Below are 25,643 nucleotides of genomic sequence, written 5' to 3'. Positions count from 1 at the left end.
ATTGTACGAATTTATGGGAAAGCTGACCACTTTTGTTGACTATCTTAGTTATCATCTAGCGGATTTTTGAATTATAGGAATGTCATAATGAAACGAGTCGTAATCACCGGTATGGGTATTGTTTCAAGTATCGGTAACAACGTCGAAGAAGTTCTAGCGTCTCTTAAAGCGGGCAAATCTGGCATCACTGCATCTGAGCAGTTCAAAGAACACGGTCTTCGTTCGCAAGTATGGGGTGACCTAAAAATCAACCCGGCGGAACACATCGACCGTAAGCAGATGCGCTTTATGGGTGATGCGGCTGCTTATGCATACCTATCAATGGAGCAGGCAATCGCAGACGCTGGTCTTACAGAAGAGCAGGTTTCAAACGATCGTACCGGTATCGTTGCAGGTTCTGGCGGTGCTTCTGCATACAATCAAACGGTAGCGACAGACACGATGCGCGCCAAAGGCGTAAAGCGAGTTGGTCCTTACATGGTTCCTCGTACTATGTCTTCTACTGTTTCTGCTTGTCTTGCTACGCCATTTAAGATTCGTGGCGTGAACTACTCAATGAGCTCTGCATGTGCAACATCTGCACACTGTATCGGCCATGCTATGGAGCTTATTCAACTAGGCAAACAAGATATTGTTTTTGCTGGTGGCGGCGAAGAGCTAGATTGGTCTCAAACTATGATGTTTGATGCGATGGGCGCACTGTCAACCAAATACAATGACACGCCAGACAAAGCATCTCGTACATACGATGCAGACCGTGACGGTTTTGTTATCTCGGGCGGCGGCGGCATGCTGGTTATTGAAGAACTAGAGCACGCACTGGCACGTGGTGCGAAAATCTACGGTGAAATCGTAGGTTACGGTGCGACATCAGATGGCTACGACATGGTAGCGCCATCAGGTGAAGGCGCAATTCGTTGTATGAAGATGGCGATGCAAGACGTTGATGGTGTGGATTACATCAACACGCACGGCACATCGACACCCGTTGGTGACGTGAAAGAGCTTGGTGCTATCCAACAATTGTTTGGTGAGAACAGCCCTGCAATCTCTGCAACAAAAGCAATGACTGGCCACGCACTCGGCGCAGCGGGCGTGCACGAAGCAATTTACTCAACACTTATGCTAGACAAAAACTTCATTGCTCCAAGCATCAATATTTCAAACTTGGACGAAGCAGCACAAGGTCTGGACATCGTGACAGAAGCACGTGATGCAGAGCTAACGACCGTAATGTCAAACAGCTTTGGCTTTGGCGGCACAAACGCAACTTTGGTTATTAAAAAGTACCAAGGTTAACTGAATTTGTTGGCGCCTTGCGAGAGTACTGTAAACGCCAACAATCCAGTTTCCAGAGCTTGATCAGTCACACTGATCGAACAGACGCAGACTCTATCCCATGGAGAGCGGGATAGGATCCTTTTGTTCTGGAACTTTGCCCGGCTATTTAGCCGGGCTTTTTCTTTTCTCTGTTTCTGCTTTTCTCTAGGCTTCCCGTCAATCGATTCTATAGGAGTTACCTCCTTGAGGTTTATTGGTGTTATATCTTGAGATTTTTCGGGAAAAGGGCACAATCGCTTTAGTTTCGCATCTTGCGAATAAACGAACTCTTACAAATGGATGTTAGAACGCTGGCGCTATGAAAATTATTGTTGATGAAAATATGCCGTATGCTGAAGAACTATTCAGCCAACTCGGTAACGTAATTCTAAAACCAGGTCGTACACTGACCGCTGATGATTTAGTGGATGTTGATGCCCTAATGATTCGCTCAGTCACCAAAGTGAATGCTGACCTGATCAGCAAAGCAAACAAGCTGAAGTTTGTTGGTACGGCCACGGCAGGCATGGATCATGTTGACCAAGCACTCTTAAAAGAGAAAGGCATTTTCTTCACTGCGGCGCCAGGGTGTAACAAAGTGGGTGTGGCGGAATACGCGTTCAGCGTGATGATGGTGCTCGCTCAGCAACAAGGTTTCTCGGTATTTGACAAGACGGTAGGTATTATTGGTGCAGGCCAAGTAGGTAGCTACCTAGAGAAATGTTTGAAAGGCATGGGTATTAAAGTTCTCATCAATGACCCATTCAAACAAGAGGCTGGTGATCCTCGTAGCTTTACTCCGTTGACAGAACTGATTGAAAGCTCAGACATCATTACACTACATACGCCAATCACCAAAGATGGCCCATACCCAACGCATCATTTGATTGATGAGAAGGTATTAAATGGTCTCCGCAGCGATCAAATTTTGATTAACGCGGCTCGAGGTCCCATCGTTGACAACGCTGCTTTGAAGCAACGTCTTTTGAAAAATGATGGCTTTACAGCGGCACTCGACGTATTTGAATTTGAACCAGAGGTTGATATGGAGCTTCTGCCTCTGCTAGCATTCGCAACCCCTCACGTTGCAGGCTATGGTCTGGAAGGGAAAGCTCGCGGTACAACGATGATTTTCAACAGCTACTGTGAGTTCTTAAATAACGAATTACGTGCGCATGCCAGCGATTTACTGCCAACCGCGCCTGTTCCTACTATGGTATTGGACAGAGCTTGGGACGAAGCAACACTGCATAACATCACGCAGTTAATCTATGATGTGCGTAGAGATGACGCTCTTTTCCGCCGTGAAATCAGTAAGCCAGGCGCTTTTGACCTGATGCGTAAAAACTACTGGGATCGCCGTGAATACAGCGCTGTCACGCTAGTGGGTAACAAAACATGTAACCTTGCTCCATTAGCAGAACTAGGTTTTCAGATTGAGGTAAGTCAATGAGCCAGCAATATAATGTTGCCATTTTAGGTGCGACCGGTGCGGTCGGTGAAACAATTTTGGATGTGCTTCAAGAGCGCAAATTCCCAGTAGGCGAAATCTTCCTACTCGCGAGTGAGCGCAGCGAAGGCAAGACTTACCGCTTCAATGGTAAAACGGTACGCGTTCAAAACGTAGAAGAGTTCGATTGGTCTCAAGCGCATATCGCACTGTTTTCTGCTGGTGGTGAGCTATCAGCCAAGTGGGCTCCAATTGCCGCTGATGAAGGCGTGATTGTTATCGACAATACATCACACTTCCGTTACGAGTACGACATTCCTCTTGTTGTGCCAGAAGTAAACCCAGAAGCGATTGCAGAGTTTCGTAACCGTAACATTATCGCGAACCCGAACTGTTCAACCATCCAAATGCTGGTGGCACTAAAACCAATTCACGATGCGGTGGGCATTGAGCGTATTAACGTATCAACTTACCAATCGGTGTCTGGTGCAGGCAAAGCGGGTATCGATGAGCTAGCAGGTCAAACGGCGAAGCTGCTAAACGGTCTGCCTGCAGACAAGAAGCAATTCTCTCAACAGATCGCGTTTAACTGCATTCCACAAATCGATCAGATGATGGAAAACGGCTACACCAAAGAAGAAATGAAAATGGTGTGGGAAACACAGAAGATCTTTAACGATCCATCAATCACAGTCAATCCAACGTGTGTACGTGTTCCTGTATTCTACGGTCACGCAGAAGCACTTCACATTGAGACTCGTTCACCTATCGATGCACAAGAAGTCGTTAACTTGCTTGAACAAACTGACGGTATCGAAGTGTTCCACGGTGAAGACTTCCCTACACAAGTTCGCGATGCGGGCGGTAAAGACCATGTAATGGTTGGCCGTATCCGTAACGATATCAGCCATCATAGCGGCGTAAACCTGTGGGTTGTTGCTGATAACGTGCGTAAAGGCGCGGCAACTAACGCGGTGCAAATCGCAGAAGTTCTGATCCGCGATTACTACTAAGTCGCTTACAGTTCATTTCAAAGCCTCGCACAGTGCGAGGCTTTTTTGTACGAACGAAACAAAATAGTGTGAGATTAGTACGAATATGGCGAGAGCCACACATTTTTTATTCTCAACGCTATAGTTTTGCATGCGATATCCGATATATTTAACCGATCACCATTTCAAATTGTATCTAGCACAAAACTGAGCCTTCTATGCGTCAAAATTATAAGCGTTTGTTAGCAGCCCTTGTGTTGATGAGCGCGACTCAGACATCATCAGTGGTTCAAGCCGAAGGAATTCGTCTTGTTGGACCGTCTGGTGAAGTGCAATCATCTCCGAGCTATGCTGAAGATATTGAGCGAGCATTACCTGCTCCTCCTGCGAATACTCAACCGTCACGTTTCTTTGGTCCGACTGGTGAAAATCAAACACTATGGTCGATCGCTTCAGAATTACGACCTTCACGCGGTGTTACCGTTCAACAAACGCTTCTTGCCATTTACCGAATTAACCCTCAAGCGTTTGAGAACCAAAACATTCATGAATTGATCCCAGGGAGTCGGCTACGAGTACCTTCTCTAGAGCAAGTGCAAAGCGCGACCACAGCGCAAGCTGTTGCGATTATGAAGGCGCATGAAGCTAAGTTAAAACAGCCGAAGCCGACAAATAGAGCGACGCCAGCACAACGAGTCACCGAGCAACCAAAGCCACAAATTAAAGTAGAACCCAAGCCTGCGGCTAAGCCAGAGACAGTGGCAGCAACGGAGCCAAAACCAACTCCGAAAACAATACCCGTCATCCCTGCGCCACCAGTAACTACCTCTCCGCAGGGTGAAAAGCAGGTCAGTGCGCTAAAGGACAAACTTCAAGGCTCACAAAGTGAATTAGACTCATTAGAAGAGAAGAACCATCGTCTTCGATTGATGCTGTCAGAAGTGCAAAGCGAAGTCGAAACTTTGAAAAGCGAGCTGAATGACGAAGAACGCATTCGCTCAGAAGTCGAGAAGCTGCTTGCTGAAGAACGCCAGCGCCTTGCTGAACAACAACGCATGCAACCAAGCACCATGGACAAAATTTTGTCGAATGGTTGGCTTGTTGGTCTTGCGGCATTAATTCCTGGTGCTTTGATTGCGTTGCTAGTTGTTATGCTTCTTGGTCGACGCTCTAAAGCGAAAGAGGAAGATGCGGCTGCACAGGAACAGCAAAACGTTGATCCTCTTGCGGCGCCAATCGGTTTAGCGGCGGCGGATGAGCTGGATGAAGAGCTCACGCTTGATGATGAATTGTTTGCAGATGAAGATATCAACGCACAGTCTTTAGAAAAAGAGAAGTCAGATTTAGAAGAAGACGTCTTTGCTAACCTCGACGATGAAGAACTTGATTTCAATCTGGAAGGGGACGATGACCCATTTGCAGATATTGGCGATGACGGCGACCTAGATGTTGGTCTGGATGAGTTTGAATCATCGAACAATGGTATCCAAGTCAACGGCGAAGAAAAAGCGCTTGGTTTAGAAGAAATGGAGCGAGCCTTAGATGAGGTTGCTCCAGAACTAGAAGTGCTCGATGACGATGAGTCTGGCTTCGATCTTTCGGATGATACGAATGAGAAATCAGACTTGCTTTCAGACGACGCATTTGCCGAGTTACTTGCAGCCGATGAGCCGTCAGAAGAGTTACCAAGTGACACTGTCGACCAGGATATGCTTGATGACTTGTTTGCTGAACTTGGCAACGATGACTTCGATTTAGATACTGATGAGCCTGAGTTAAAACAGCCCGTTTCGGATGATGACTTTAGTGTAGGAGAGGCATCTGACGACGATATCGATAAGCTATTGGCCCAGTATGAACAACCGGCTAGTGAATCGGAAGTTCGAGAAGCTGACGCCAATGAAGGTCCTGTTCTAGATGAAAACAGTACAGAGCTACTCGATGAACTCATTGATTTTGATGAAGATGACGCAGACGAGTTTGATCCACTAAACGAGCTAGAAGCAATCTCTGGTTTTGAAGGTGATGACTCGATCGAAGAGTTAGACGCAGATAGCACAGACTTACTGGATGAACTCATTGATGATGTTACCTCTGAACTTGATGAAGAGACTGAAGCTGATTTAGATCCGTTTGATGATCTGATTCGAGAGGACGAGAGCCCAGAGCAGAATAAATCGGAAGAGGAAGAGTTACTGAAATCACTTGGTTTTGGTGAATCAGACGCCGACGAAAAGCCATCTCCCGTAGTTGAGTCAGAACAAACTCATGAAGATCAGGACATTGAGTCTGGGTTGGACATCGACGCTTTATTAAGTGAAAACCAGCCAGACACGCAACAAGCTGTAGAAGATCAACCATTAACCGAGCCAGAAGCTACTTCAGAGCCATTTAGCAGCGATGAATTTCTTGGTGATTTAGAGGACCTCTCACCAGAGAATGATCCTTTAATGAGCGAGCTAGACGACCTATTTGAGTCAGACAGTGAAGAGCTTCTGCCAACAGAACAAGAAAAAGCGGATTTTTCTGCTGAACTTGACGCTCTATTTGATAGTGAAGACGATTTACCGCAGCAAGTTGAAAAAACACAAACGGAGATAGAGGAAGCTTCATCACTACAACAAGAGGCTACCGATACTGATTCAACACAAGAACCATCCGTGGAGTCCGATGCTGAGGTACAGCCTCACGTTGAGCGAGAGGAAGACATTCCAGCCTTCACGCCGACACCAAATACAATAGAAAATGAATTCGGTGTTCCACAAGAAGAAGATTGGCTACTGGATGAGCCTGAATTGGAGCCGGAAACTGAGTCGACCAACGATTCAGAAGATGAATTCAATTTTGATGAGCTAGATTTGCCAGAATTCAGTGAAGAAGATGCTCTAGCATCTATGGCTGGCGAACCTGCGTTAGAAACGTCCGAGTCCGTTGAACCAGAACAAATTGAAGCCGACTTGCCAGCTGAGTCCGAAGAAGAGTTCAATTTTGACGAGCTGGATCTTCCAGAATTCAGTGAAGAAGATGCCCTGGCGTCCATGGCTGGCGAACCTGCGTTAGAAACGTCCGAGTCCGTTAAACCAGAGCAAGTCGAAGCTGACTTACCAACCGAGTCCGAAAAAGAGTTCAATTTTGATGAGCTGGATCTTCCTGAGTTTAGTGAAGAAGACGCATTGGCGTCTATGACGGATGAGCCGGAGTTAGAAACGTCCGAGTCTGTTGAGCCAGAACAGGTTGAAGCAGACTTGCCAGCTGAATCAGAAGATGAATTCAATTTTGATGAGCTCGATTTGCCAGAGTTCAGTGAAGAAGATGCACTGGCGTCTATGGCTGGCGAACCTACGTTAGAAACGTCCGAGTCCGTTAAGCCAGAACAAGTTGAAGCCGACTTGTCAGCTGAGTCCGAAGAAGAGTTCAATTTTGACGAGCTGGATCTTCCTGAGTTTAGTGAAGACGACGCATTGGCGTCTATGGCTGGCGAACCTGCGTTAGAAACGCCAGAGTCCGTTAAACCAGAGCAAGCTGAAGCAGATTTGCCAACTGAGTCCGAAGAAGAGTTCAATTTTGATGAGCTCGATTTGCCAGACTTCAGTGAAGAAGATGCACTGGCGTCTATGGCTGGCGAACCTGCGTTAGAAACGTCCGAGTCCGTTGAACTAGAACAAGTTGAAGCCGACTTGTCAGCTGAGTCCGAAGAAGAGTTCAATTTTGATGAGCTCGATTTGCCAGAGTTCAGCGAAGAAGATGCCTTGGCGTCGATGGAAGAAGAGCCAGAATTACCGAGCTCTGAGACTGCAGATATAGAACCAATCTCCGGTGAGGATGAAGAGTTAAGTTTTGACGACCAAGATCTTCCAGAGTTCAATGAGGAAGATGTTCTCGCGTCAATGAACGAGGGTGCGCCAGAGAGCCCTAAGGTTGAAGCAGAGACATCGAGACCAGCTATTCAAGCCGATAACGATCATGATGCTTTGTTTGAAGTATTTGCGCAGCAAAACGGCTTTGATACTGACCCAGAAGTGCAGCCAACAGCGACAGAGGGTGAGCCGCTCAGTAATTTGGATGATGAATCATCAATGGCTAACCTTCTTACGGAAGACGCAAACTCAGAAGTATTTGAAGGTAAACTAGACAGTGACACCATCGCAAGTGCAGGTATGGATTTTGAAACCATGCTTGATGTTGGAGATGATTGGGATGGCTTTAAACCCGCTGCTGATAACGTAAGTTCTACTGAAGAAGTGCCTGAGGACCAGCGTGATGTTTGGAATTCGAGTGATGCACTAAGTCAGCCAGAGATCGCGCAAGAAAACTGGGCAGAGCAAAGCGACTTGGATGACTTCGACCCGAAGAAAAATCAATTTATGACGATTGATGAATTGATGGCTCAGGTCGACAGAGAAGGTGGTGAGTTCGAAGAAGAAGACCTTAAGCTCGATGTCGGATTGAACGAGTTTCCAGATGTTATCGGCGAGATCGGCGATATTGACGTAGATAACAATGCTGAAGCGGCTGGGAAACTGGATTTGGCTAAAATCTATCTCGAGATGAACGATTCTCAAGGGGCGATTAAACTACTAGAAGAGGCGATTGTTTACGGTGAGGATGATATTCGCCGCGAAGCAAAAAGCCTGATTGACGCCATTAATGGCCGATAAACCGAAACAAAAGGGTAGCGTTTGCTACCCTTTTTGTGTCCCGTTAGTAGGATGCTACCTTTATGTCATCCTTGGTGAAACTGGCAACTTGAGGTGACTTGAGTATATACTTCCCGCCCCATTTTAGAGTTCGAAGGTTAAGATGAGAATCGCATTAGGTATCGAGTACAACGGTACAAACTACTTTGGTTGGCAGCGCCAAAGAGAAGTGAAAAGTGTCCAAGAAGAGCTAGAGAAAGCATTGTCCGTCGTCGCTAATCACCCAGTTGAAGTTCAGTGTGCTGGTCGGACAGACGCAGGCGTGCATGGCACGGGACAAGTTGTGCACTTTGATACCAACGTTACTCGAAAAATGGTAGCTTGGACCATGGGCGCAAACGCGAACATGCCAAGCGATATAGCGGTTCGTTGGGCTAAGGAAGTTTCAGATGATTTCCATGCAAGATTCTCAGCGACAGCGCGCCGTTATCGTTACATTATTTTCAATCATGCTTTACGTCCAGGCATCTTAAACTCGGGGGTTAGTCACTATCATGGTGAGCTCGACGAGAAAAAAATGCATGAAGCAGGGCAGTCCCTACTTGGCGAAAATGATTTTACGTCGTTTCGCGCGGCGCATTGTCAGTCTCGCAGCCCATTTCGAAACTTGATGCATCTGAACGTTACGCGCCATGGGAACTATGTGGTTATTGATATTAAAGCTAATGCGTTCGTGCATCATATGGTTCGTAATATCACGGGTAGCTTGATAAAAGTTGGACGTGGCGAAGAGAGTCCTGAATGGATCAAGTGGTTATTAGAAGCCAAAGATCGCAAACTAGCGGGTGCGACAGCGAAAGCGGAAGGTCTGTACCTGGTAGATGTAGACTACCCAGAAGAGTTTGGGTTACCTGAAGTGCCGATCGGTCCACTGTTTTTACCAGATAATTTGAACTAATTTTACAAACTTATTTCAAAATATCGGTAGTGTTTACATTGAATGTGAACGGAAAACATACGCTATTTACGATATCAAAAATAGGTACAACCAGTTTTTTATCTACAGTAGCTGCAAGATATGGTTTAATCCGTCGGTATTATGTCGAATTTATATCTTTCGCAATGAAGCGGAAGAGTTGAGAGAAAAGGTCTTCCATGAGTTGGCTTGAAAAGATTTTAGAGAAAAGCAATCTAGTAAGTTCACGCAAAGCTTCTATCCCAGAAGGTGTGTGGACTAAATGTACCTCTTGTGAACAGGTTTTATACCATGCTGAACTAGAGCGTAACTTAGAAGTTTGTCCAAAGTGTAACCATCACATGCGTATGAAAGCGCGTCGTCGTTTGGAAACATTTTTAGATGAAGGTAATCGAGTTGAATTAGGTTCTGAACTTGAGCCACAGGATAAACTGAAATTTAAAGATTCTAAGCGATACAAAGAGCGTATCTCTGCTGCACAAAAAAATAGCGGTGAGAAAGATGCGCTAGTTGTGATGCAGGGTGAATTGCTTGGTCTGCCGCTTGTGGCGTGTGCGTTTGAATTCTCCTTTATGGGTGGTTCAATGGGTTCAGTCGTTGGTGCTCGCTTTGTGAAAGCAGTGGATGCAGCCATTGAAAATAACTGTGCGCTTGTTTGTTTCTCAGCAAGTGGTGGTGCTCGTATGCAAGAGGCTTTAATGTCTCTTATGCAAATGGCAAAAACCAGTGCTGCGCTTGAGCGTTTATCAGAAAAAGGTCTGCCGTTTATTTCTGTTCTAACTGACCCTACAATGGGTGGTGTATCAGCAAGTTTGGCTATGTTGGGTGATATCAACATCGGTGAACCTAAGGCCCTCATTGGCTTTGCTGGTCGTCGTGTAATCGAGCAAACTGTACGTGAAGATCTTCCTGAAGGTTTCCAGCGTAGTGAGTTCCTACTTGATCACGGTGCTATTGATATGATCGTTGACCGTCGTGAAATGCGTCAGCGTGTGGGTGGTCTTATCGCTAAGATGACTAACCACAAGTCTCCTTTGGTGGTTTCGGTTAACGAATCTCCAAATGAAGAGCCATATTCTGTACCAGAAGCGGACGAAAAAGGGTAAAGTATCAACTAACATAAAAACCAAAGAATTTAATGGTTAAAGTTAGATGACCCAAAACCCAACTCCTCAAGCCACATCTTCATTAGAGATGTGGCTTGATTATTTAGCAAATATTCATTCCTCAGCAATTGATCTAGGCTTAGACCGTGTCCAAGCGGTAGCAAACAAAGCCAATCTTACCAAACCAGCTCCAACCGTAATCACCGTTGCCGGAACCAATGGCAAAGGCTCAACGTGTGCGTTAATGGAAGCCATTTTACTTGATGCTGGCTATTCAGTCGGTGTTTACAGTTCTCCGCACCTGATTCGTTACAACGAGCGTGTACGCATTAATGGCGTCGATGTTGTAGATGCAAAGCACTGTGAAGCATTCGATTATGTAGAAAAGCAGCGTGGTGATATTAGCCTTAGCCTCTTTGAATTCGGTACACTTGCTGCGCTACGTATTTTCCAAGTAGAGAAAGTTGACGTTGTCTTACTTGAAGTAGGACTTGGCGGTCGTCTAGACGCCACTAACGTTGTTGACCATGATGTTTCTGTTATTACGAGCTTAGCGATCGATCATGTGGATTGGCTTGGTGATGACATCAATGTTATTGGCTTTGAAAAAGCGGGCATTTACCGTTCAGGGAAGCCAGCAATTTGTGGTCAACCAACGCCACCAGCGACCGTGGCGGCTCATGCTGACGATATTGGTTCTGAGTTCTTCCAAGTAGGTATTCAGTACGATTACCAACTAACTGATAATGGTTGGAAATGGAGCAGTGGGGCATTTGAGTTAGAGGATTTACCAATCCCATCGCTACCATTACAAAATGCAGCCACTGCACTGATGGCACTAGGGGCTTCGGAATTGCAAATCACTGACATAAATATTGTCAATGGCTTGAATAATGCTCGTTTGGCGGGGCGTATGCAGGTACTGCATCACGAACCTGAAATAGTCCTTGATGTCGCTCATAACCCGCACTCTGCTGAGTATTTGGTAGAGAGAGTGAAGCAACAATATCTGGGTAAGAATATCCATATTGTGGTTGCAATGCTGCATGACAAGGACATTAAAGCAACCATTGAAGCTCTAACTCCAGTTGCAACACAATGGTATCCAGCGTCGCTTACTGGACCGAGAGCGGCGACCGCTGATGAATTGTGCCAATACTTACCTGATGGGCAAGTTCATTTTGAAAACCCTGTTGACGCCTTCGAGAGTGCGAGAAGCCACGCAAAGACAGGAGACGTTATTCTGGTGGTTGGCTCATTCCATACCGTCGGAGAGGTATTGGAACATTGGCAATCAAATAATAAATAAGTAAAGGTATTTTGATGGCAAGTAAATTCCAAAGTCGTTTAGTCGGCACCATCATTCTAGTCGCAGTCGGAGTCATTGTTCTTCCCGATGTGCTAGATGGTAAGAAACTGCACTACAAAGAAGAATTTGCCAGTATTCCTATCAAACCAGAACTTGATAGTGATGTGGAAAACTTCGAAATATTAGAGCCAGTGGAAGACGACATTACGTTACCGGATTCTCCGGTTGAAGCTGTAGTGCAAGAACGTGAGGATGCTCAAGTAGCCGTTTCTGAGCCCGAGCCAGCGCCAACATCTAAACCTGAGGTCATCAAACAACCAGAGCAAGTTGAGGTCGTCACTCGTCCTGTTCAAGAGAAAAATCAATATGAAGATTCAGCTTGGATCATTCAGTTGATGGCACTTAAGAATCACGAAAATGCTGTCGCGCTTGTCGCGGATTTGCAAAAGCGTGGTTATCAAGCTCACACAAAGAAAGAAAACGAGTTTACGAGAGTGATTGTTGGCCCTGATGTGTCAAAAAGTAAACTTGAACGACAAGTTCAAGAATTACAAAAAATTACAGGTTCAAAAGGTCAATTGCTTAAATTTAAGCCATTAAATCCATAAGAAAACGTTTGCGTCAGCATTTTTTCTGTTAAAATGCGCGCCAACTTAAGATGAAGAAAAGATGAATTGGATAGATTTTATCATTTTAGGTGTGATCGGATTTTCAGCTCTGATCAGTTTAGTTCGCGGTTTTGCTAAAGAAGCTTTGTCTTTGGTGATTTGGTTCGGAGCGTTTTTTATCTCCAGTAATTACTATGCCAAATTGGCGGTGTACTTCACCAACATCGAAGATGATATGTTTCGTAACGGAGCGGCGATTGCGGCGTTATTTGTCGCAACCTTGGTAGTTGGTGCAGTGGTGAATTACGTCATTGGTCAACTGGTACAAAAAACAGGGCTATCAGGTACGGACCGAATTCTCGGGATTGTATTTGGTGGTCTACGCGGAGTCTTAATTGTTTCTGCGGTGCTGTTTTTTATGGATGCGTTTACTGCATTCCCAAGCTCGGATTGGTGGAAAGATTCACAGTTGATCCCTGAGTTCAGCCGTATCATCGCCCCATTCTTCGAGCATTTACAAGCAACATCAAGTTTTCTGTCTGGCACTATCTAGTAGTGCCAGCTACTGTCGCAAATCGAGGATTAGGACATGTGTGGTATTGTTGGAATCGTGGGCACAACGCCTGTAAACCAGTCTATTTATGACGCGTTAACGGTGTTACAGCATCGTGGCCAAGATGCCGCTGGTATTTGTACCATAGAAAGCAATCGTTTTCGTCTACGTAAGGCGAACGGTTTAGTCAAGGATGTATTTGAAGCAAGACACATGCAACGCCTGCAAGGCGAGGTCGGAATTGGTCATGTTCGTTACCCTACAGCAGGCAGTTCAAGCGCTTCAGAAGCTCAACCTTTCTACGTAAACTCTCCTTTCGGTATTACACTTGCCCACAACGGTAATTTGACTAACGCTAACGAAGTTCGTCAGAAGCTGTTTGAAAAAGATCGCCGTCATATCAATACCACTTCAGACTCTGAAGTATTACTAAATGTACTGGCGCACGAAATTGACTCAGTAAAAGGAAATGTCACGACCGAAGACGTATTCCGCGCAGTCACCAATGTTCATCGCACAATTCGCGGTGCTTATGCTGTGACCGCCATGATCATTGGTCATGGTATGATTGCATTTCGTGACCCACACGGTATTCGCCCGCTCTGTTTAGGTAAGCGTGAAGTTAACGGCAGAGCAGAGTACATGGTTGCGTCTGAATCGGTGGCATTGGATGCGGTCGGTTTTGATTTCGTCCGTGATGTTGCACCTGGTGAAGCGATTTACGCAACGTTTGACGGTGAGCTTTACACGAAGCAGTGTGCAGATAATCCTAAGCTGAACCCTTGTATTTTCGAGTTCGTGTACTTTGCTCGTCCAGATTCGTTCATCGATAAAATTTCGGTATACAGTGCTCGCGTTGAAATGGGTAAAAAGCTGGGCGAACGTATTCGTGAAGATTACGCAAACCTTGATATCGATGTTGTCATTCCTATCCCTGAAACGTCTTGCGACATTGCACTGCAAATCGCTCAAGCGATCGATATCCCTTATCGCCAGGGTTTCGTGAAAAACCGTTATGTTGGACGTACGTTTATCATGCCTGGCCAGCAACAACGTAAGAAATCAGTACGTCGCAAGTTGAATGCTATTCGTTCGGAATTCAAAGGTAAGAATGTGTTGCTGGTGGATGACTCTATTGTTCGAGGTACAACGTCAGAGCAGATTATTGAGATGGCTCGTGATTCTGGTGCCAAGAAAGTGTACATGGTCTCAGCGGCTCCTGAAGTTCGTTTCCCGAACGTATACGGCATTGATATGCCAAGTGCTACAGAGCTTATTGCCCATGGCCGTGACAACGATACAATTTGTAAGCAGATTGGTGCCGATGCGCTTATTTATCAACGTCTAGAAGATTTGGTAGAAGCTGTAGGTCTTGGAAATCAAGACATTACTCAGTTCGATACTTCCGTGTTTAACGGTGAATACGTAACGGGTGATATCGACCAACAATACCTAGATTTTTTAGATGGTCTTCGTAACGATGATGCGAAAACACAACTTGAAATCCAACAGGACTTAGCAAACCTAGAGCTTCATAACGAAGGCGCATAGGATGCGCTTTCTTAAGTCGTAAAAAAACCAGAGCTTCGGCTCTGGTTTTTGTTTTCGCTATCTAATTAGTGAATGTTATAAGCGATCACAAAGTCAATAAAGAGGCGAACTTTCTCTGGCAGGTGATCTTTGTGGTTGTAAAGCATATAAATGTCGCGCGGGTTTGCACTCCAATCTGGCAGTACGCGTACCAAATCGCCGCTCTCGATGTACTCTTTGATCATGACATCTGGCATTAGTGTGATGCCTAAACCTTCGGAACAAGCGCTGCGCACCACATTGAGCGCGTTTGCTTGAAAACGACCACGATCAACATTCACCACAGACTCGCCTTTGCTATTAATCAAGGTCCACTTAATAAGTGGGTACCCTTTTAGCAATGAATGGTTAGAGAGCTCTTCTGCATGATGTGGCGCAGGATTCGAGGTTAGATAGTCAGGGCTTGCAACGAGAATATCCTTCACTTCGCCAATCTTACGCGCGATGAGGCTAGAGTCGCGTTGCGGTCCCACTCGAAAAATTACATCCCATTCAGTAGGGTCAAGCTTGTCCGCATTATTCTCTGTCGTTAGCTCAATGTTGATGTCCGGGTACTGCTTCATAAAGCTGTTGAACATCGGCATCATCATTCGTTTAGTTAAGTTGTAAGGCGCGGATATCTTAATCTTGCCGGATGCTCCTCGGCAGTCGTCAGTGATTTCCTCTGCTGCGGTTGTTAGCCTTTGTAGTAAAGGAGAGCACTCATGGTAAAAACGTTCCCCTGCTTCAGTGAGCGAGAGTTTGCGAGCATGACGGTTCAATAGTCGAAGATTGACAGAGTCTTCTAGCGCTTGAATGCGTCGGGTGATGGTCGCAACCGGGATCATGGTTTTTCGCGAAGTTGCGGTGTAGCTCCCATTTTCGACAACCAGTCGAAACAGGTTTAAGTCATCTAATTTCATATTTCCAGACACATTAAATTACCGATTACGGTTAATTTATAATTAACTTTGTGATCAAAGCTTGCTTTAAGTCAACATGTTGCATCATTTGAACACAGCAACCCTGTTTGAGTAAATACTGTTATACGCCGTAATATTTGTATTAATGCAGTTTCCGAGCTAAGTTTTATAACAAGGCGAAGCGGCCTCAGGTCTTGCTGTGACACGTTTTGCTGGAAGTAAACACAACAAAAATAATGACTTAATAATAAATCTGTTTTTTTGACTGAGCTTTGTGAGGGATAAAGGTATGTTTAAGACTCACAGTCAAACGGCAATGGTCTCGGCACAGGAAGTGATTAATCAAAAACTAATAATGTTGGTGGACGATGATCCAATATTTCGTAAAGTAACCAATGCCTATTTAGAAAGTCAGGGTTTTAAAGTAGTAGAAGCAGAAAACGGCCTAGAAGCGCTTCAACAACTCAGGGAATGCCAACCCGATCTTATCTTATGTGATTTATCGATGCCGGTCTTAGATGGTATCGAGTTCGTCGAAGAAGTTAGTCTCGAATATCCATATATGCCGCTTATCGTGGTATCAGGCACGGATGAAATGTCCGATGTCGCGAAAGCGTTGCGATTTGGTATTAAAGATTTTCTTCCTAAACCGATAGGTAATTATGAGCACCTATCTCAGGCGATAGAGAATACGCTAGAAGATACCGATAGCCACTTCTCAGAACAACGTGACTTTTCAAGTCAGTGGTTCAGGGTTGATGATGGTGGTGAGATCCCGGATGAACAAGAGCTGTATTGGCATCTGGAATATTTACAACAGAATCCGAGTGCGGCAAGAGATTTACTGCAAGCGCTATTGCCAGAGAAGGATGCTGCTCAGGGAGATTGGCGCTGCTCGTACCGTTTATTGCAATCGACGGATGTGATGCCCTTGGTTTTCGATTATCGTTGGTTAATGAATGGTCAATTTGCGTTTTATCTCGTTGATTCTGCTTCCCAAGCTAATGATGGAGTTGCGACGACATTGCTCGTTAGGGCATTGTTTGACGATTATCTCCGTAACTTGAAAAGTTTCAGTGCTGATCTCAAGGACATGGTAGGGATCATTGAAAAAGGAATTGAGTGTTCGGAGTGTGCGGGTGCAGTCAATGCTGTGTTTGGTGTCGCCGACCTCGCTTCATCCTCGGTCTCTATATTGCCTGCGGGTTTAGATAGCCATTGGTCTGACGGAAATACGAATCAACACATCGCAGCAGGTAACCGTTTAGGGGGAGGAAGTATGAAAAACTTCATCACCCGCGATTTACCGCTTAGTGTTGCAGGACAGTTGTCTATCGGGTGTTTAGGTTCTTCAAGTTTTAGTTTAAGTATTACCCGGAAATCCCGACTAGTATAATTATGACTTGCAAACCAATAAGCAGCGTCCTTACGCTGCTTATTATCTTTTTAGAACCACCAAAACAACATACGTTTAGTTTAATAACCTTACTTTTTGCTGGTGTTTAGATTTGGCTGTTTAATGTATAGTCAGCGCTTAAAACAATAATGCCCCATTTGTGCAACGATAATTTAACGCTGTGCCTTGGGAGAAGCAAAGTCAACTAGTGAGAAGACACATCATGGCAGACAAAGATTTTAAAGAGCCTTATAATATTTTTTACTTTTTAGGTTTTATTGCAGTTCTTTTGATCCCAACACTTCCTGCAACGCTAACCTGGCTTCGTGTAATGAATGGTTACGCAGGCTTTTAATCTAGCTATTTTGTACCGGAGTTCACCATTCGTATTAAGCGTTACTTTTTCAATACTGTTGGTGGACTCTGTATTGTGCTCGGCATAGCCGGCATAGCCCTTCCACTTTTACCCACCACACCTTTTATTTTGCTTGCTAGCGCATGTTTTATGCGTGGTAGCCCCGCATTTCATCAATGGTTACATAACCACAAAACGTTTGGACCCATTCTCGACAATTGGCATAAGCATCGGGCTGTTACTTCAAAAGTAAAAAAGCGTGGTGCGATTTTTATTGCGCTTAGTTTCATGGTTTCAATCGTTGTTGTCCCCCTCGTTTGGGTAAAAATTGGTCTTTTAGTGATGCTAATCGTTTTACTCAGCTGGTTTATGCGTCTGCCTGTGATTGAGTTGGTTGCTGACCGAGAAGAAAATCACTAAGATTGTAGAGAATAGTGTGCCCGCTCTTCGAGTGGGCGTTTGTATTTTCAGCGCCTGTGACTTTTACGAAAATAAGCACATAGTGGTGAAAACCTATTGTTCGTTGCCCTCGTGATACTGCGATTAGAGAGGGCGATGAGCCAATCTAAGTAAATCGGTATTATGACTACAGAAACAATCTCACTGATCAAATCTAGCATCAAAAGCATCCAAGACTACCCAAAGCCAGGCATTCTATTTCGTGATGTGACGAGCCTTCTTGAAGACGCGAAAGCATACCAAGCGACGATCAACTTACTTGTTGAACGTTACAAAGATATGGGCTTTACCAAGGTTGTGGGTACGGAAGCTCGTGGCTTTCTATTTGGCGCGCCTTTAGCGCTTGAGCTAGGTGTTGGTTTTGTACCAGTGCGTAAACCAGGCAAGCTACCACGCCCTACTGTTGCTCAATCTTATGAGCTTGAATACGGCGTTGATACACTAGAAATCCATACAGATGCCATCGTTGAAGGCGACAAAGTACTGGTTGTCGACGATTTATTGGCAACGGGCGGTACTATTGAAGCGACGACTAAGCTGATTCGCCAACTGGGTGGTGAAGTTGAGCACGCTGCGTTCGTTATCAACCTACCAGAAATCGGTGGTGATAAACGTTTAGAAGCACTAGGTCTAAACGTGTACAGCATCTGCGATTTTGAAGGACATTAATACATTCAATGAGTTATTTAGCTTTAGCGCGAAAATGGCGTCCTAATCAGTTTGACCAAGTTGTCGGACAAAAACATGTCCTGACGGCGTTGGAAAACGCACTGGCGCAAAACCGTTTACACCATGCTTATCTGTTCAGCGGGACTCGTGGTGTGGGTAAAACGAGTATCGGTAGGCTGTTTGCCAAAGGCTTGAACTGCGAAACCGGCATTACCGCGACACCTTGTGGTAAGTGTGATACTTGTCGTGAAATTGATGAAGGTCGCTTTGTCGATCTTCTTGAAATCGACGCAGCATCACGTACTAAAGTTGAAGACACTCGTGAACTGTTAGACAACGTTCAATACAAACCTGCTCGTGGACGTTTTAAAGTGTACCTCATCGATGAGGTGCACATGCTATCGCGTCACTCTTTCAACGCGTTGTTGAAAACCCTGGAAGAGCCGCCAGAGTATGTGAAGTTCTTACTCGCAACAACTGATCCACAAAAGCTGCCTGTCACTATATTGTCGCGTTGTCTTCAGTTTCATCTGAAACCAATCAGCGTTGATGATATTCACCAGCAACTTGATTACATCCTAGGTCAAGAGCAAGTTTCAGCAGAGCCAAAAGCGTTGGGTATGATCTCACATGCTGCAGATGGCAGTATGCGTGATGCTCTCAGCTTGACTGATCAAGCAATTGCATTAGGTAACGGTGCGGTGCAAACCGATATTGTCAGCCACATGTTGGGGACGATTGATACCGACCAAGCGATTCACTTACTAGAGTCAATCAGCAGCAAGCAACCTCAACAAGCCATGGATAAAATCCAGCAATTAGCAGCAAATGGTGTTGAGTGGGATGGTTTGTTGCAGCAAGTCGCAACACAGCTTCATCGAATTGCGATGTATCAAGCGCTGCCAGCGTCGCTAGACCGAGCGCAGCCAGATGCAGAAAAAATCGAGTTGTTGAGTAAAGCACTAAGTCCGCAAGACGTTCAGCTTTACTACCAAATTGCATTGAAAGGTCGTGAAGATTTGACTCTCTCGCCAAATGGGCGAGTCGGTCTGGAAATGATTGTGCTGCGTATGATGGCGTTCCGCCCATCAAGTAACAGTGGGGCAAATGTTGTTTCCAGTAACTGCGAATCAGCTTCAGCCCCAGTTCAAAGTGCCAGTCAATCAAAGGCTGCGCCAGCTCAGACCGCCGCTGCCCCTCGAGCTCAACAGCCGAGTCCAGCACAAAGCACACCACAAGTGGCGCCTCAACCTTCATCCAGTTCGCAACCTGAGTATCAAGCGAGTGGATATGAGACGGTTCCACCACAGTATGATATGGCGCCGCCGATGAGTGAAAACCCAGCGCCGCAGCATGAAACGCCACCTCAACAAATGCAAGAGAGCGTTTCAACACCAGCGCGCGGTGGTCTAAGCGGTTTACGTCACCAATTACGTTCTCAGCGTCAAGGCCTACAACAGAATACTCCTCAAAATGGTGGCTCAAAAAAGCCTAAAGCGGCATCTGCACAACCAGAATCGGTGATCGACCGAGTAGCGCAATTGCATGGCAATTCCGCGCAGGTGTCGCCAAACTTAGCTCCGAAGTCGACGGAGCCACAAGTTGAGGAAGCGTATCGCTGGCGTCCAAGCAAGCCTGTTGAGACAAAAGTAAATACAAAACTGACACCTACGCAGCTCAAGCAGGCACTTGAGCATGAGAAAACGCCTGAAATGGCACAAAAGCTCATCGATGAGTCATTAGAACATAATGAATGGGCGAAGCTAATCAGCTTAATGGAGATCCCTAAGCTGGTAGAGCAACTTGCGCTAAACTCTCATTATAGTAAGGAAGGAACAACCGTTTCGTTACTATTGAGAAGCAGCCAAGCTCATTTGAATACTGATAGAGCTCAAGCCGAATTGCTTAAAGCACTTAATACCGTGTTGGGTGAAGAGTGCCACATGAGCATCGAAATAGGGGAGAGTGGAGAAACACCACTTGAACTGAGAGATAGGCTCTACCAAGAGAAATTACAGCAAGCGCTGAACAGTTTAGAAAACGATCCAAATGTTCAATTTATTGAACGTCGTTTTGCTGCAGAGCTTGATAAAGATAGTGTGCGCCCTATCTAATAATCGAATGGAATGGGGTTGAAAACCCAAAGGTATAACCCCATTAATTGATGCAACACCTCATTAAACCAGAGAGATAAACATGTTTGGTAAAGGCGGTATGGGCAACCTAATGAAGCAAGCCCAGCAAATGCAAGATCGCATGCAAAAGCTTCAAGAAGAAATCGCGAATATGGAAGTAACTGGCGAGTCTGGTGCTGGCCTAGTTAAAGTTACTATCACTGGTAGTCACAGCGTACGTCGTGTTGACATCGATGAAAGTTTGATGGAAGACGACAAAGAAATGCTTGAAGATCTGATCGCTGCGGCGTTCAACGATGCAGCCCGTCGTGTTGAAGAAACTCAAAAAGAGAAAATGGCTTCTGTAACTGGCGGTATGCAACTACCACCAGGCATGAAAATGCCATTCTAATCTGCTGATATTTAATTAAGCGGACTTTTAATGCGTACCAGTCATATGCTGGAGCAATTGATGGAGGCCTTACGTTGTCTACCTGGGGTTGGCCCCAAGTCAGCGCAGCGTATGGCCTTTCATTTGTTACAGCGCGATAGAAAAGGCGGTTTGCAGCTTGCAGATGCGCTGAGTCAGGCAATGACAGAAATAGGTCATTGTACTGAGTGTCGAACCTTCACCGAAGAAGAAGTCTGTCACATTTGTACCAACCCAAAACGCCAAGAAAATGGTCAAATTTGTGTGGTAGAAAGCCCGGCAGACATCGCAGCCGTTGAAGCAACAGGCCAATATTCTGGTCGGTATTTTGTTCTTATGGGGCATTTGTCGCCATTAGATGGTATTGGTCCAAGTGATATTGGATTGGATGTCCTTGATTACCGCTTACGTCGCGGTGATATTACCGAAGTGATTTTGGCGACAAACCCAACAGTTGAAGGTGAAGCCACTGCCCACTACATCGCAGAGCTATGTAAAGAGCACCAAGTTGATGCCAGCCGCATCGCGCATGGTGTGCCTGTCGGTGGGGAGCTAGAGCTTGTTGATGGCACGACGTTGTCACATTCGCTATTAGGTCGACACAGAATTTAATAAAAAGCCGCTGAATTCAGCGGCTTTTTTGATTTTGGGAGTTAGGAACGATTAATCGTTCGATTCTTTACCAAGAAGATTTTTGTAGATAACCGCACCAAGCACGCCACCCACAATAGGCGCAACCCAGAACAGCCATAGCTGAGAAACCGCCCATTCACCCACATATACTGCGACTGCCGTGCTACGAGCAGGGTTTACTGACGTATTGGTGACAGGAATGCTGATCAGGTGAATGAGAGTCAAACACAGGCCAATTGCGATAGGTGCAAAGCCTTGTGGCGCACGTTTGTCTGTTGCACCCATAATGACAATCAGGAACATCATCGTCATGACAACTTCAGTCACAAGTGCAGCGATCATCGAGTATTGGCCTGGAGAGTGTTCACCATAACCATTGGCGGCAAAGCCAGAACCCACAACATCGAATCCTGCTTGTCCAGATGCAATAACGTAAAGCACGCCACCTGCGATAAGCCCGCCGATCACCTGTGAGATGATGTAGGGAGCAACGTCTTTTGTTTCAAAACGACCGCCTGCCCAAAGGCCTACTGTCACTGCAGGGTTCAAGTGACAACCTGAAATATGACCGATAGCAAATGCCATCGTCAGAACGGTTAAACCGAATGCCAAAGAAACGCCCAACAGACCAATACCCACTTCAGGGAAACCCGCAGCCAACACCGCGCTACCACAGCCGCCTAACACTAGCCAGAACGTGCCAAAAGCCTCAGCCAAATACTTATTCATGTTCTTTCCTGATCTTTAATTAAATGACCCGCTGAACATAGTCGAGAATTGTCAATAAATTGTGAGGGAGATCGCGCAAAAACCGCAAATGGAACGCTATGTGGCAAGAGTTCTCAAGGGTGAGATAAAAGGCTGAGGGGGGGATTGCTAAATCTTGAGTTTGCTTTGATTACTGCCTCGGAGAGAAACAACCGAGGTACTAACTTTAAACGTGTGGTCTAGAGTCGCATTACGTCAATTGTTCTAATTCAGTGATGTTGTCGAGTGCTTCTTGATTGGTCTTGCCGCATACAATCGGACACGGTTTAAAATCGTGACAGACTTTAGGGCGTTCAGGCTTACCAAATAGCTTGCACAAATTGTCGTCGTTGAGTTGCACACAACGAACACCTGCAGGTTTGCCCTTGGGCATTCCAGGTATTGGTGAAGAGATACTTGGCGCAATACAGCACGCTCCACATCCTAATCGACAATCCATAATGTAAACCTCTTAAAAAATTAAGGGGGCAATTATGGTCATTTTGACGTGGATTGGAAGAGTGAAGAAAGAAAAAAACAAAAGGGCGCGCTTAACATTACGCTCCCTTTTTGGTTTTTTGCTTTTAAATCATCGTGATTATTTTAAGAAACGGTTATAAACAAACAACAGAATAAATGCGCCTAGTGTTGCGGTAATGATACTACCAATGTTGACGCCAGTTGCTCCGCCGAAACCGAGAATGCCGCCAAGGAAGCCACCTACAAATGCCCCTGCAATACCAAGTAACATTGTTGCAATCCAACCGCCCCCATCTTTTCCTGGCATGAGCCATTTAGCAAGTGCGCCGGCGATTAAGCCCAAAATAATCCAAGAAATAATACCCATGAAAACTCCTTAATGCCTTCTTGATCAATTGAGTAATGGAAACTTGTTTAAGGATAGAACAGTAAAACGAAAGTAGTTGAATATCTCCACCGTTATGTGGAAAGGATGCAAGATCTTCTCAAAACTTGAACTTTTGCGTTGAGAAGAGTATAAATCGCCCCCTAAATTCCCTTGGTGAGACCTGAAGTATGAGCACTCCATTTTGGCAAAGTAAATCGTTAGAGCAGATGACAGAAGAGGAATGGGAATCTCTCTGTGATGGTTGTGGCAAATGTTGTTTGCATAAGCTGATGGATGAAGATACCGATGAAATCTACTATACCAATGTGGCTTGTAGCTGGCTGAACAGTAAAACGTGTTCATGTAAGGATTACCCAAACCGTTTCACTTCGGGTGAAGAGTGCACCAAGCTGACCCGAGAAGACATCGACGATTTTACTTGGCTGCCACACACGTGCGCTTACCGTCTGTTGGCTGAAAAGCAGCCTTTACCAGAATGGCATCCGTTGATTACAGGCTCTAAGTCCGCAATGCATGCGGCAGGGGAAAGTGTCCGTAACAAAGTTGTTTACGAGATTGATGTGGTGGATTGGGAAGACCATATTTTAAATCATCCCAACCGTCCTTAGTCGAATACAAACAAGCCTTTCATTGATTAAATGAAAGGCTTGTTTGCTATTGGGGCTCCCAACTTTGACGTCTCGCTAACGAAATGCTGCTCAGTTTATTATTTAGTGTTGTAAACTTAGGAGTATGATTTCAACGCTTTACACTTCTATTCCTGATTGTTTTGATCAGGATTGTTCCCTATGAGGTAAACATGACGTTTCATTTCCCCCAGAAACTGCGCCTGACATCTTGGGTGACATTATTCGCACTTGCCGTCATTATGTTCTCCCCAATGGCTGTTCATGCGACTGCTACTGACGATATCCAAGAGCCTTCTGCTGCCGAAATCTCGATTGACAACTTGAACCGAGAGATTGTGGATTTATCCCAAAGCCTCTCGCAAGCGAGTGGCGACGAGCGTGATGCCCTTCAACTGCAACTATTCCAAAAGAATGAAGAATTAAGAAGCCAGTTAGCGTCAGCGATTGAACGTGAAACTATCTCTCGCGACAAGCTGATCTTGCTAGTTAAAAAACAAGAACAATACTCTGAGGATGCGACGAACTATCTATCGGAAAAAATAAAGAAAGTCGTCGAGGATTTAAATAAGGCTAAGGATGAAGAGAAGCTTGCTCTTGTTAATGATTATCGAGAGCTACAGCGTTATCTTGATGTTAGCTTCGATTCGAGCTGGCAAAATCTCGCTTGGTTGAAGGAGCTAGGGGCCCAAAACGAGCGCGCAGAAGCGGAACTAAAAGATAAAATTGATAAACGTATGCGCTTACTGTCTGCTTCTATTGAGTACTTGAGTCAGCAAAGTGAGATCATTGGCTCCCAACTTTCGTCTAGCCCAGAGTCGGAAAAAGCGTCGTTGCAACTTAGTCAGCTCATTACTAAACAAAGGCTAAATATTGCGACAGAAAGCTTACGCAACCTGATTTCAATTGGTGATAAAGTCGGTTTAGAAACGTCTGAATACAAACGCCAAATTTTTGAAGTGACGGGTAATATCACCCATGATTTACTAAATACCAAAGTTGTGTGGTCAATACTGAGTCACTGGTCCAACTCGGCACTGGATTGGTTTGCCGAGAATGCACCGCAGCATATCTTCCAGTTGTTTGTTTTTGCGCTGATTTTATTGATCGCTCGCGGACTGGCTAAGTTAACGCGCAAAGTCGTCCGTAAAGCAGTTGCATCGAAAAACTTAAAACTTTCCCACTTGATGCAGGACTTCTTTATCTCGATGTCCGGCAAATTCGTGTGGGTGATCGGTATCATGGTGGGCTTATCTCAGCTTGGTTTGAACCTAGCGCCAATCCTAACCGGTTTCGGTATTGCTGGTGTGATTATTGGTTTCGCGTTGCAAGACACGTTATCCAACTTCGCGGCGGGTATGATGCTGCTTATTTATCGCCCATTTGATGTTGGTGATTTTGTGTATGCTGGCGGTGTGGATGGCAAGGTAAGCCATATGAGTTTGGTGAACACCACAATCCGTACGTTTGATAACCAAATTATTATTGTGCCTAACAGCAAAATCTGGGGGGATGTTATTAAGAACGTCACGCATGAACGCATTCGCCGCGTGGATATGGTGTTTGGCATTGGCTATGCGGATGACCTCTTAAAAGCGGAGTCAGTATTGTCTGATATCATTACCTCTCACCCTTCGGTACTTCGCACTCCAGAGCCAATGATCAAAGTTCATACATTAAATACGTCTTCTGTAGATTTTATTGTGCGTCCTTGGGTAAAAACGGATGATTACTGGGATGTATACTGGGATGTGACTAAAGAAGTGAAACTACGCTTCGACCGAGAAGGTATTTCGATTCCTTTCCCACAACAAGATGTGCATTTGCATATGGTGGAGAAGCAAGACGCTTAATCACAGATCCCAACTAGTGAAAGGCACTCTAGATAGAGTGCCTTTTTTGA

23 protein-coding genes are annotated in these 25,643 nt (G+C 45.3%); 19 read left to right on the top strand and 4 right to left on the bottom strand.

All coding sequences use genetic code 11. The annotated features are described in order from the left end of the window. The first annotated feature begins 87 nt into the window (after positions 1-87). The 10 genes from fabB (at position 88) to purF (ending at position 14,502) form a co-directional block, all read left to right on the top strand. On the top strand, positions 88-1,299 hold the full coding sequence (fabB, locus tag R7Z47_RS13895; RefSeq protein WP_005380557.1) for a beta-ketoacyl-ACP synthase I: 1,212 nt from the start codon (positions 88-90) through the stop codon (positions 1,297-1,299). Between the two features lie 340 nt (positions 1,300-1,639). Further along, positions 1,640-2,773 carry a 4-phosphoerythronate dehydrogenase gene (locus tag R7Z47_RS13890; protein WP_005380560.1) on the top strand — a complete coding sequence of 378 codons (1,134 nt, stop codon included), beginning with the start codon at positions 1,640-1,642 and terminating at the stop codon, positions 2,771-2,773. Further along, a complete protein-coding gene (locus tag R7Z47_RS13885; RefSeq protein ID WP_005380562.1) occupies positions 2,770-3,783 on the top strand; it encodes an aspartate-semialdehyde dehydrogenase in 1,014 nt (337 codons plus the stop codon). The genes R7Z47_RS13890 and R7Z47_RS13885 overlap by 4 nt, the downstream gene beginning before the upstream one ends. A gap of 197 nt (positions 3,784-3,980) precedes the next feature. Further along, on the top strand, positions 3,981-8,420 hold the full coding sequence (locus R7Z47_RS13880) for a FimV/HubP family polar landmark protein (protein WP_318077680.1): 4,440 nt from the start codon (positions 3,981-3,983) through the stop codon (positions 8,418-8,420). 142 nt (positions 8,421-8,562) lie between these two features. Further along, on the top strand, positions 8,563-9,357 hold the full coding sequence (gene truA / locus R7Z47_RS13875) for a tRNA pseudouridine(38-40) synthase TruA (RefSeq protein WP_318130154.1): 795 nt from the start codon (positions 8,563-8,565) through the stop codon (positions 9,355-9,357). 197 nt (positions 9,358-9,554) lie between these two features. Further along, on the top strand, positions 9,555-10,481 hold the full coding sequence (gene accD / locus R7Z47_RS13870; RefSeq protein WP_005380583.1) for an acetyl-CoA carboxylase, carboxyltransferase subunit beta: 927 nt from the start codon (positions 9,555-9,557) through the stop codon (positions 10,479-10,481). A gap of 46 nt (positions 10,482-10,527) precedes the next feature. Then, on the top strand, positions 10,528-11,790 hold the full coding sequence (gene folC, locus R7Z47_RS13865) for a bifunctional tetrahydrofolate synthase/dihydrofolate synthase (protein ID WP_053349561.1): 1,263 nt from the start codon (positions 10,528-10,530) through the stop codon (positions 11,788-11,790). A gap of 14 nt (positions 11,791-11,804) precedes the next feature. Continuing rightward, the gene (locus tag R7Z47_RS13860) at positions 11,805-12,398 is read left to right on the top strand and encodes an SPOR domain-containing protein (protein ID WP_017820797.1); all 594 of its coding nucleotides are present in this window, start codon (positions 11,805-11,807) and stop codon (positions 12,396-12,398) included. A 61-nt stretch (positions 12,399-12,459) separates the two neighbouring features. Continuing rightward, positions 12,460-12,951 carry a CvpA family protein gene (locus R7Z47_RS13855; RefSeq protein ID WP_005380590.1) on the top strand — a complete coding sequence of 164 codons (492 nt, stop codon included), beginning with the start codon at positions 12,460-12,462 and terminating at the stop codon, positions 12,949-12,951. Between the two features lie 36 nt (positions 12,952-12,987). Continuing rightward, on the top strand, positions 12,988-14,502 hold the full coding sequence (purF, locus tag R7Z47_RS13850) for an amidophosphoribosyltransferase (protein WP_005380592.1): 1,515 nt from the start codon (positions 12,988-12,990) through the stop codon (positions 14,500-14,502). Between the two features lie 65 nt (positions 14,503-14,567). Here purF and R7Z47_RS13845 read toward each other — a convergent pair whose 3' ends face one another. After that, positions 14,568-15,443 carry a LysR family transcriptional regulator gene (locus R7Z47_RS13845; RefSeq protein ID WP_005384959.1) on the bottom strand — a complete coding sequence of 292 codons (876 nt, stop codon included), beginning with the start codon at positions 15,441-15,443 and terminating at the stop codon, positions 14,568-14,570. Positions 15,444-15,732: 289 nt separating this feature from the next. Between R7Z47_RS13845 and R7Z47_RS13840 the strand changes: the two genes are divergently transcribed. The 7 genes from R7Z47_RS13840 (at position 15,733) to recR (ending at position 21,478) form a co-directional block, all read left to right on the top strand. Next, positions 15,733-16,839 carry a response regulator gene (locus R7Z47_RS13840; protein ID WP_005380606.1) on the top strand — a complete coding sequence of 369 codons (1,107 nt, stop codon included), beginning with the start codon at positions 15,733-15,735 and terminating at the stop codon, positions 16,837-16,839. 223 nt (positions 16,840-17,062) lie between these two features. Next, on the top strand, positions 17,063-17,194 hold the full coding sequence (locus R7Z47_RS13835) for a hypothetical protein (protein ID WP_005380608.1): 132 nt from the start codon (positions 17,063-17,065) through the stop codon (positions 17,192-17,194). A gap of 33 nt (positions 17,195-17,227) precedes the next feature. After that, positions 17,228-17,614 carry a YbaN family protein gene (locus tag R7Z47_RS13830; RefSeq protein WP_080276930.1) on the top strand — a complete coding sequence of 129 codons (387 nt, stop codon included), beginning with the start codon at positions 17,228-17,230 and terminating at the stop codon, positions 17,612-17,614. Between the two features lie 162 nt (positions 17,615-17,776). Next, positions 17,777-18,322, top strand: a complete 546-nt coding sequence (gene apt / locus R7Z47_RS13825; RefSeq protein ID WP_005380615.1) for an adenine phosphoribosyltransferase — start codon at positions 17,777-17,779, stop codon at positions 18,320-18,322. 8 nt (positions 18,323-18,330) lie between these two features. After that, complete coding sequence (dnaX, locus tag R7Z47_RS13820) at positions 18,331-20,436, top strand: DNA polymerase III subunit gamma/tau (RefSeq protein ID WP_258481878.1); 2,106 nt, start codon at positions 18,331-18,333, stop codon at positions 20,434-20,436. Between the two features lie 82 nt (positions 20,437-20,518). Then, on the top strand, positions 20,519-20,848 hold the full coding sequence (locus R7Z47_RS13815; RefSeq protein WP_005380618.1) for a YbaB/EbfC family nucleoid-associated protein: 330 nt from the start codon (positions 20,519-20,521) through the stop codon (positions 20,846-20,848). 30 nt (positions 20,849-20,878) lie between these two features. Beyond that, positions 20,879-21,478, top strand: coding sequence for a recombination mediator RecR (gene recR / locus R7Z47_RS13810; protein ID WP_005380619.1), 600 nt, complete (start codon positions 20,879-20,881; stop codon positions 21,476-21,478). A gap of 51 nt (positions 21,479-21,529) precedes the next feature. On the opposite strand, the gene aqpZ is transcribed toward recR, so the two are convergent. From aqpZ to R7Z47_RS13795, 3 genes are all read right to left on the bottom strand, one after another. Then, positions 21,530-22,228, bottom strand: coding sequence for an aquaporin Z (aqpZ, locus tag R7Z47_RS13805; RefSeq protein WP_258481877.1), 699 nt, complete (start codon positions 22,226-22,228; stop codon positions 21,530-21,532). A 229-nt stretch (positions 22,229-22,457) separates the two neighbouring features. Further along, on the bottom strand, positions 22,458-22,706 hold the full coding sequence (locus R7Z47_RS13800) for a YkgJ family cysteine cluster protein (protein WP_065767476.1): 249 nt from the start codon (positions 22,704-22,706) through the stop codon (positions 22,458-22,460). 138 nt (positions 22,707-22,844) lie between these two features. Continuing rightward, complete coding sequence (locus R7Z47_RS13795; RefSeq protein ID WP_005380625.1) at positions 22,845-23,093, bottom strand: GlsB/YeaQ/YmgE family stress response membrane protein; 249 nt, start codon at positions 23,091-23,093, stop codon at positions 22,845-22,847. Positions 23,094-23,281: 188 nt separating this feature from the next. Between R7Z47_RS13795 and R7Z47_RS13790 the strand changes: the two genes are divergently transcribed. Continuing rightward, positions 23,282-23,722, top strand: a complete 441-nt coding sequence (locus R7Z47_RS13790) for a YcgN family cysteine cluster protein (protein WP_005384948.1) — start codon at positions 23,282-23,284, stop codon at positions 23,720-23,722. Positions 23,723-23,913: 191 nt separating this feature from the next. Then, positions 23,914-25,593: a mechanosensitive ion channel family protein gene (locus tag R7Z47_RS13785; protein WP_005380681.1), complete on the top strand. Its 1,680-nt coding sequence runs from the start codon at positions 23,914-23,916 to the stop codon at positions 25,591-25,593. Positions 25,594-25,643: the final 50 nt, after the last annotated feature.

This window comes from Vibrio sp. 1641 (assembly GCF_033339995.1).
In the GTDB taxonomy this organism is placed as follows: domain Bacteria; phylum Pseudomonadota; class Gammaproteobacteria; order Enterobacterales; family Vibrionaceae; genus Vibrio; species Vibrio alginolyticus.
Note: the sequence above shows the minus strand (reverse complement) of the source record. Positions and strands in the feature narration are given on the sequence as shown.

Coding starts and splice junctions, on each gene's coding strand:
- apt (WP_005380615.1), top strand. CDS start 17,777: ATGACTACAGAAACAATCTCACTGATCAAATCTAGCATCAAAAGCATC.
- R7Z47_RS13840 (WP_005380606.1), top strand. CDS start 15,733: ATGTTTAAGACTCACAGTCAAACGGCAATGGTCTCGGCACAGGAAGTG.
- R7Z47_RS13890 (WP_005380560.1), top strand. CDS start 1,640: ATGAAAATTATTGTTGATGAAAATATGCCGTATGCTGAAGAACTATTC.
- folC (WP_053349561.1), top strand. CDS start 10,528: ATGACCCAAAACCCAACTCCTCAAGCCACATCTTCATTAGAGATGTGG.
- R7Z47_RS13885 (WP_005380562.1), top strand. CDS start 2,770: ATGAGCCAGCAATATAATGTTGCCATTTTAGGTGCGACCGGTGCGGTC.
- R7Z47_RS13795 (WP_005380625.1), bottom strand. CDS start 23,093: ATGGGTATTATTTCTTGGATTATTTTGGGCTTAATCGCCGGCGCACTT.
- aqpZ (WP_258481877.1), bottom strand. CDS start 22,228: ATGAATAAGTATTTGGCTGAGGCTTTTGGCACGTTCTGGCTAGTGTTA.
- R7Z47_RS13880 (WP_318077680.1), top strand. CDS start 3,981: ATGCGTCAAAATTATAAGCGTTTGTTAGCAGCCCTTGTGTTGATGAGC.
- R7Z47_RS13835 (WP_005380608.1), top strand. CDS start 17,063: ATGGCAGACAAAGATTTTAAAGAGCCTTATAATATTTTTTACTTTTTA.
- dnaX (WP_258481878.1), top strand. CDS start 18,331: ATGAGTTATTTAGCTTTAGCGCGAAAATGGCGTCCTAATCAGTTTGAC.
- R7Z47_RS13860 (WP_017820797.1), top strand. CDS start 11,805: ATGGCAAGTAAATTCCAAAGTCGTTTAGTCGGCACCATCATTCTAGTC.
- purF (WP_005380592.1), top strand. CDS start 12,988: ATGTGTGGTATTGTTGGAATCGTGGGCACAACGCCTGTAAACCAGTCT.
- R7Z47_RS13845 (WP_005384959.1), bottom strand. CDS start 15,443: ATGAAATTAGATGACTTAAACCTGTTTCGACTGGTTGTCGAAAATGGG.
- recR (WP_005380619.1), top strand. CDS start 20,879: ATGCGTACCAGTCATATGCTGGAGCAATTGATGGAGGCCTTACGTTGT.
- R7Z47_RS13800 (WP_065767476.1), bottom strand. CDS start 22,706: ATGGATTGTCGATTAGGATGTGGAGCGTGCTGTATTGCGCCAAGTATC.
- accD (WP_005380583.1), top strand. CDS start 9,555: ATGAGTTGGCTTGAAAAGATTTTAGAGAAAAGCAATCTAGTAAGTTCA.
- R7Z47_RS13855 (WP_005380590.1), top strand. CDS start 12,460: ATGAATTGGATAGATTTTATCATTTTAGGTGTGATCGGATTTTCAGCT.
- R7Z47_RS13815 (WP_005380618.1), top strand. CDS start 20,519: ATGTTTGGTAAAGGCGGTATGGGCAACCTAATGAAGCAAGCCCAGCAA.
- R7Z47_RS13790 (WP_005384948.1), top strand. CDS start 23,282: ATGAGCACTCCATTTTGGCAAAGTAAATCGTTAGAGCAGATGACAGAA.
- R7Z47_RS13785 (WP_005380681.1), top strand. CDS start 23,914: ATGACGTTTCATTTCCCCCAGAAACTGCGCCTGACATCTTGGGTGACA.
- fabB (WP_005380557.1), top strand. CDS start 88: ATGAAACGAGTCGTAATCACCGGTATGGGTATTGTTTCAAGTATCGGT.
- truA (WP_318130154.1), top strand. CDS start 8,563: ATGAGAATCGCATTAGGTATCGAGTACAACGGTACAAACTACTTTGGT.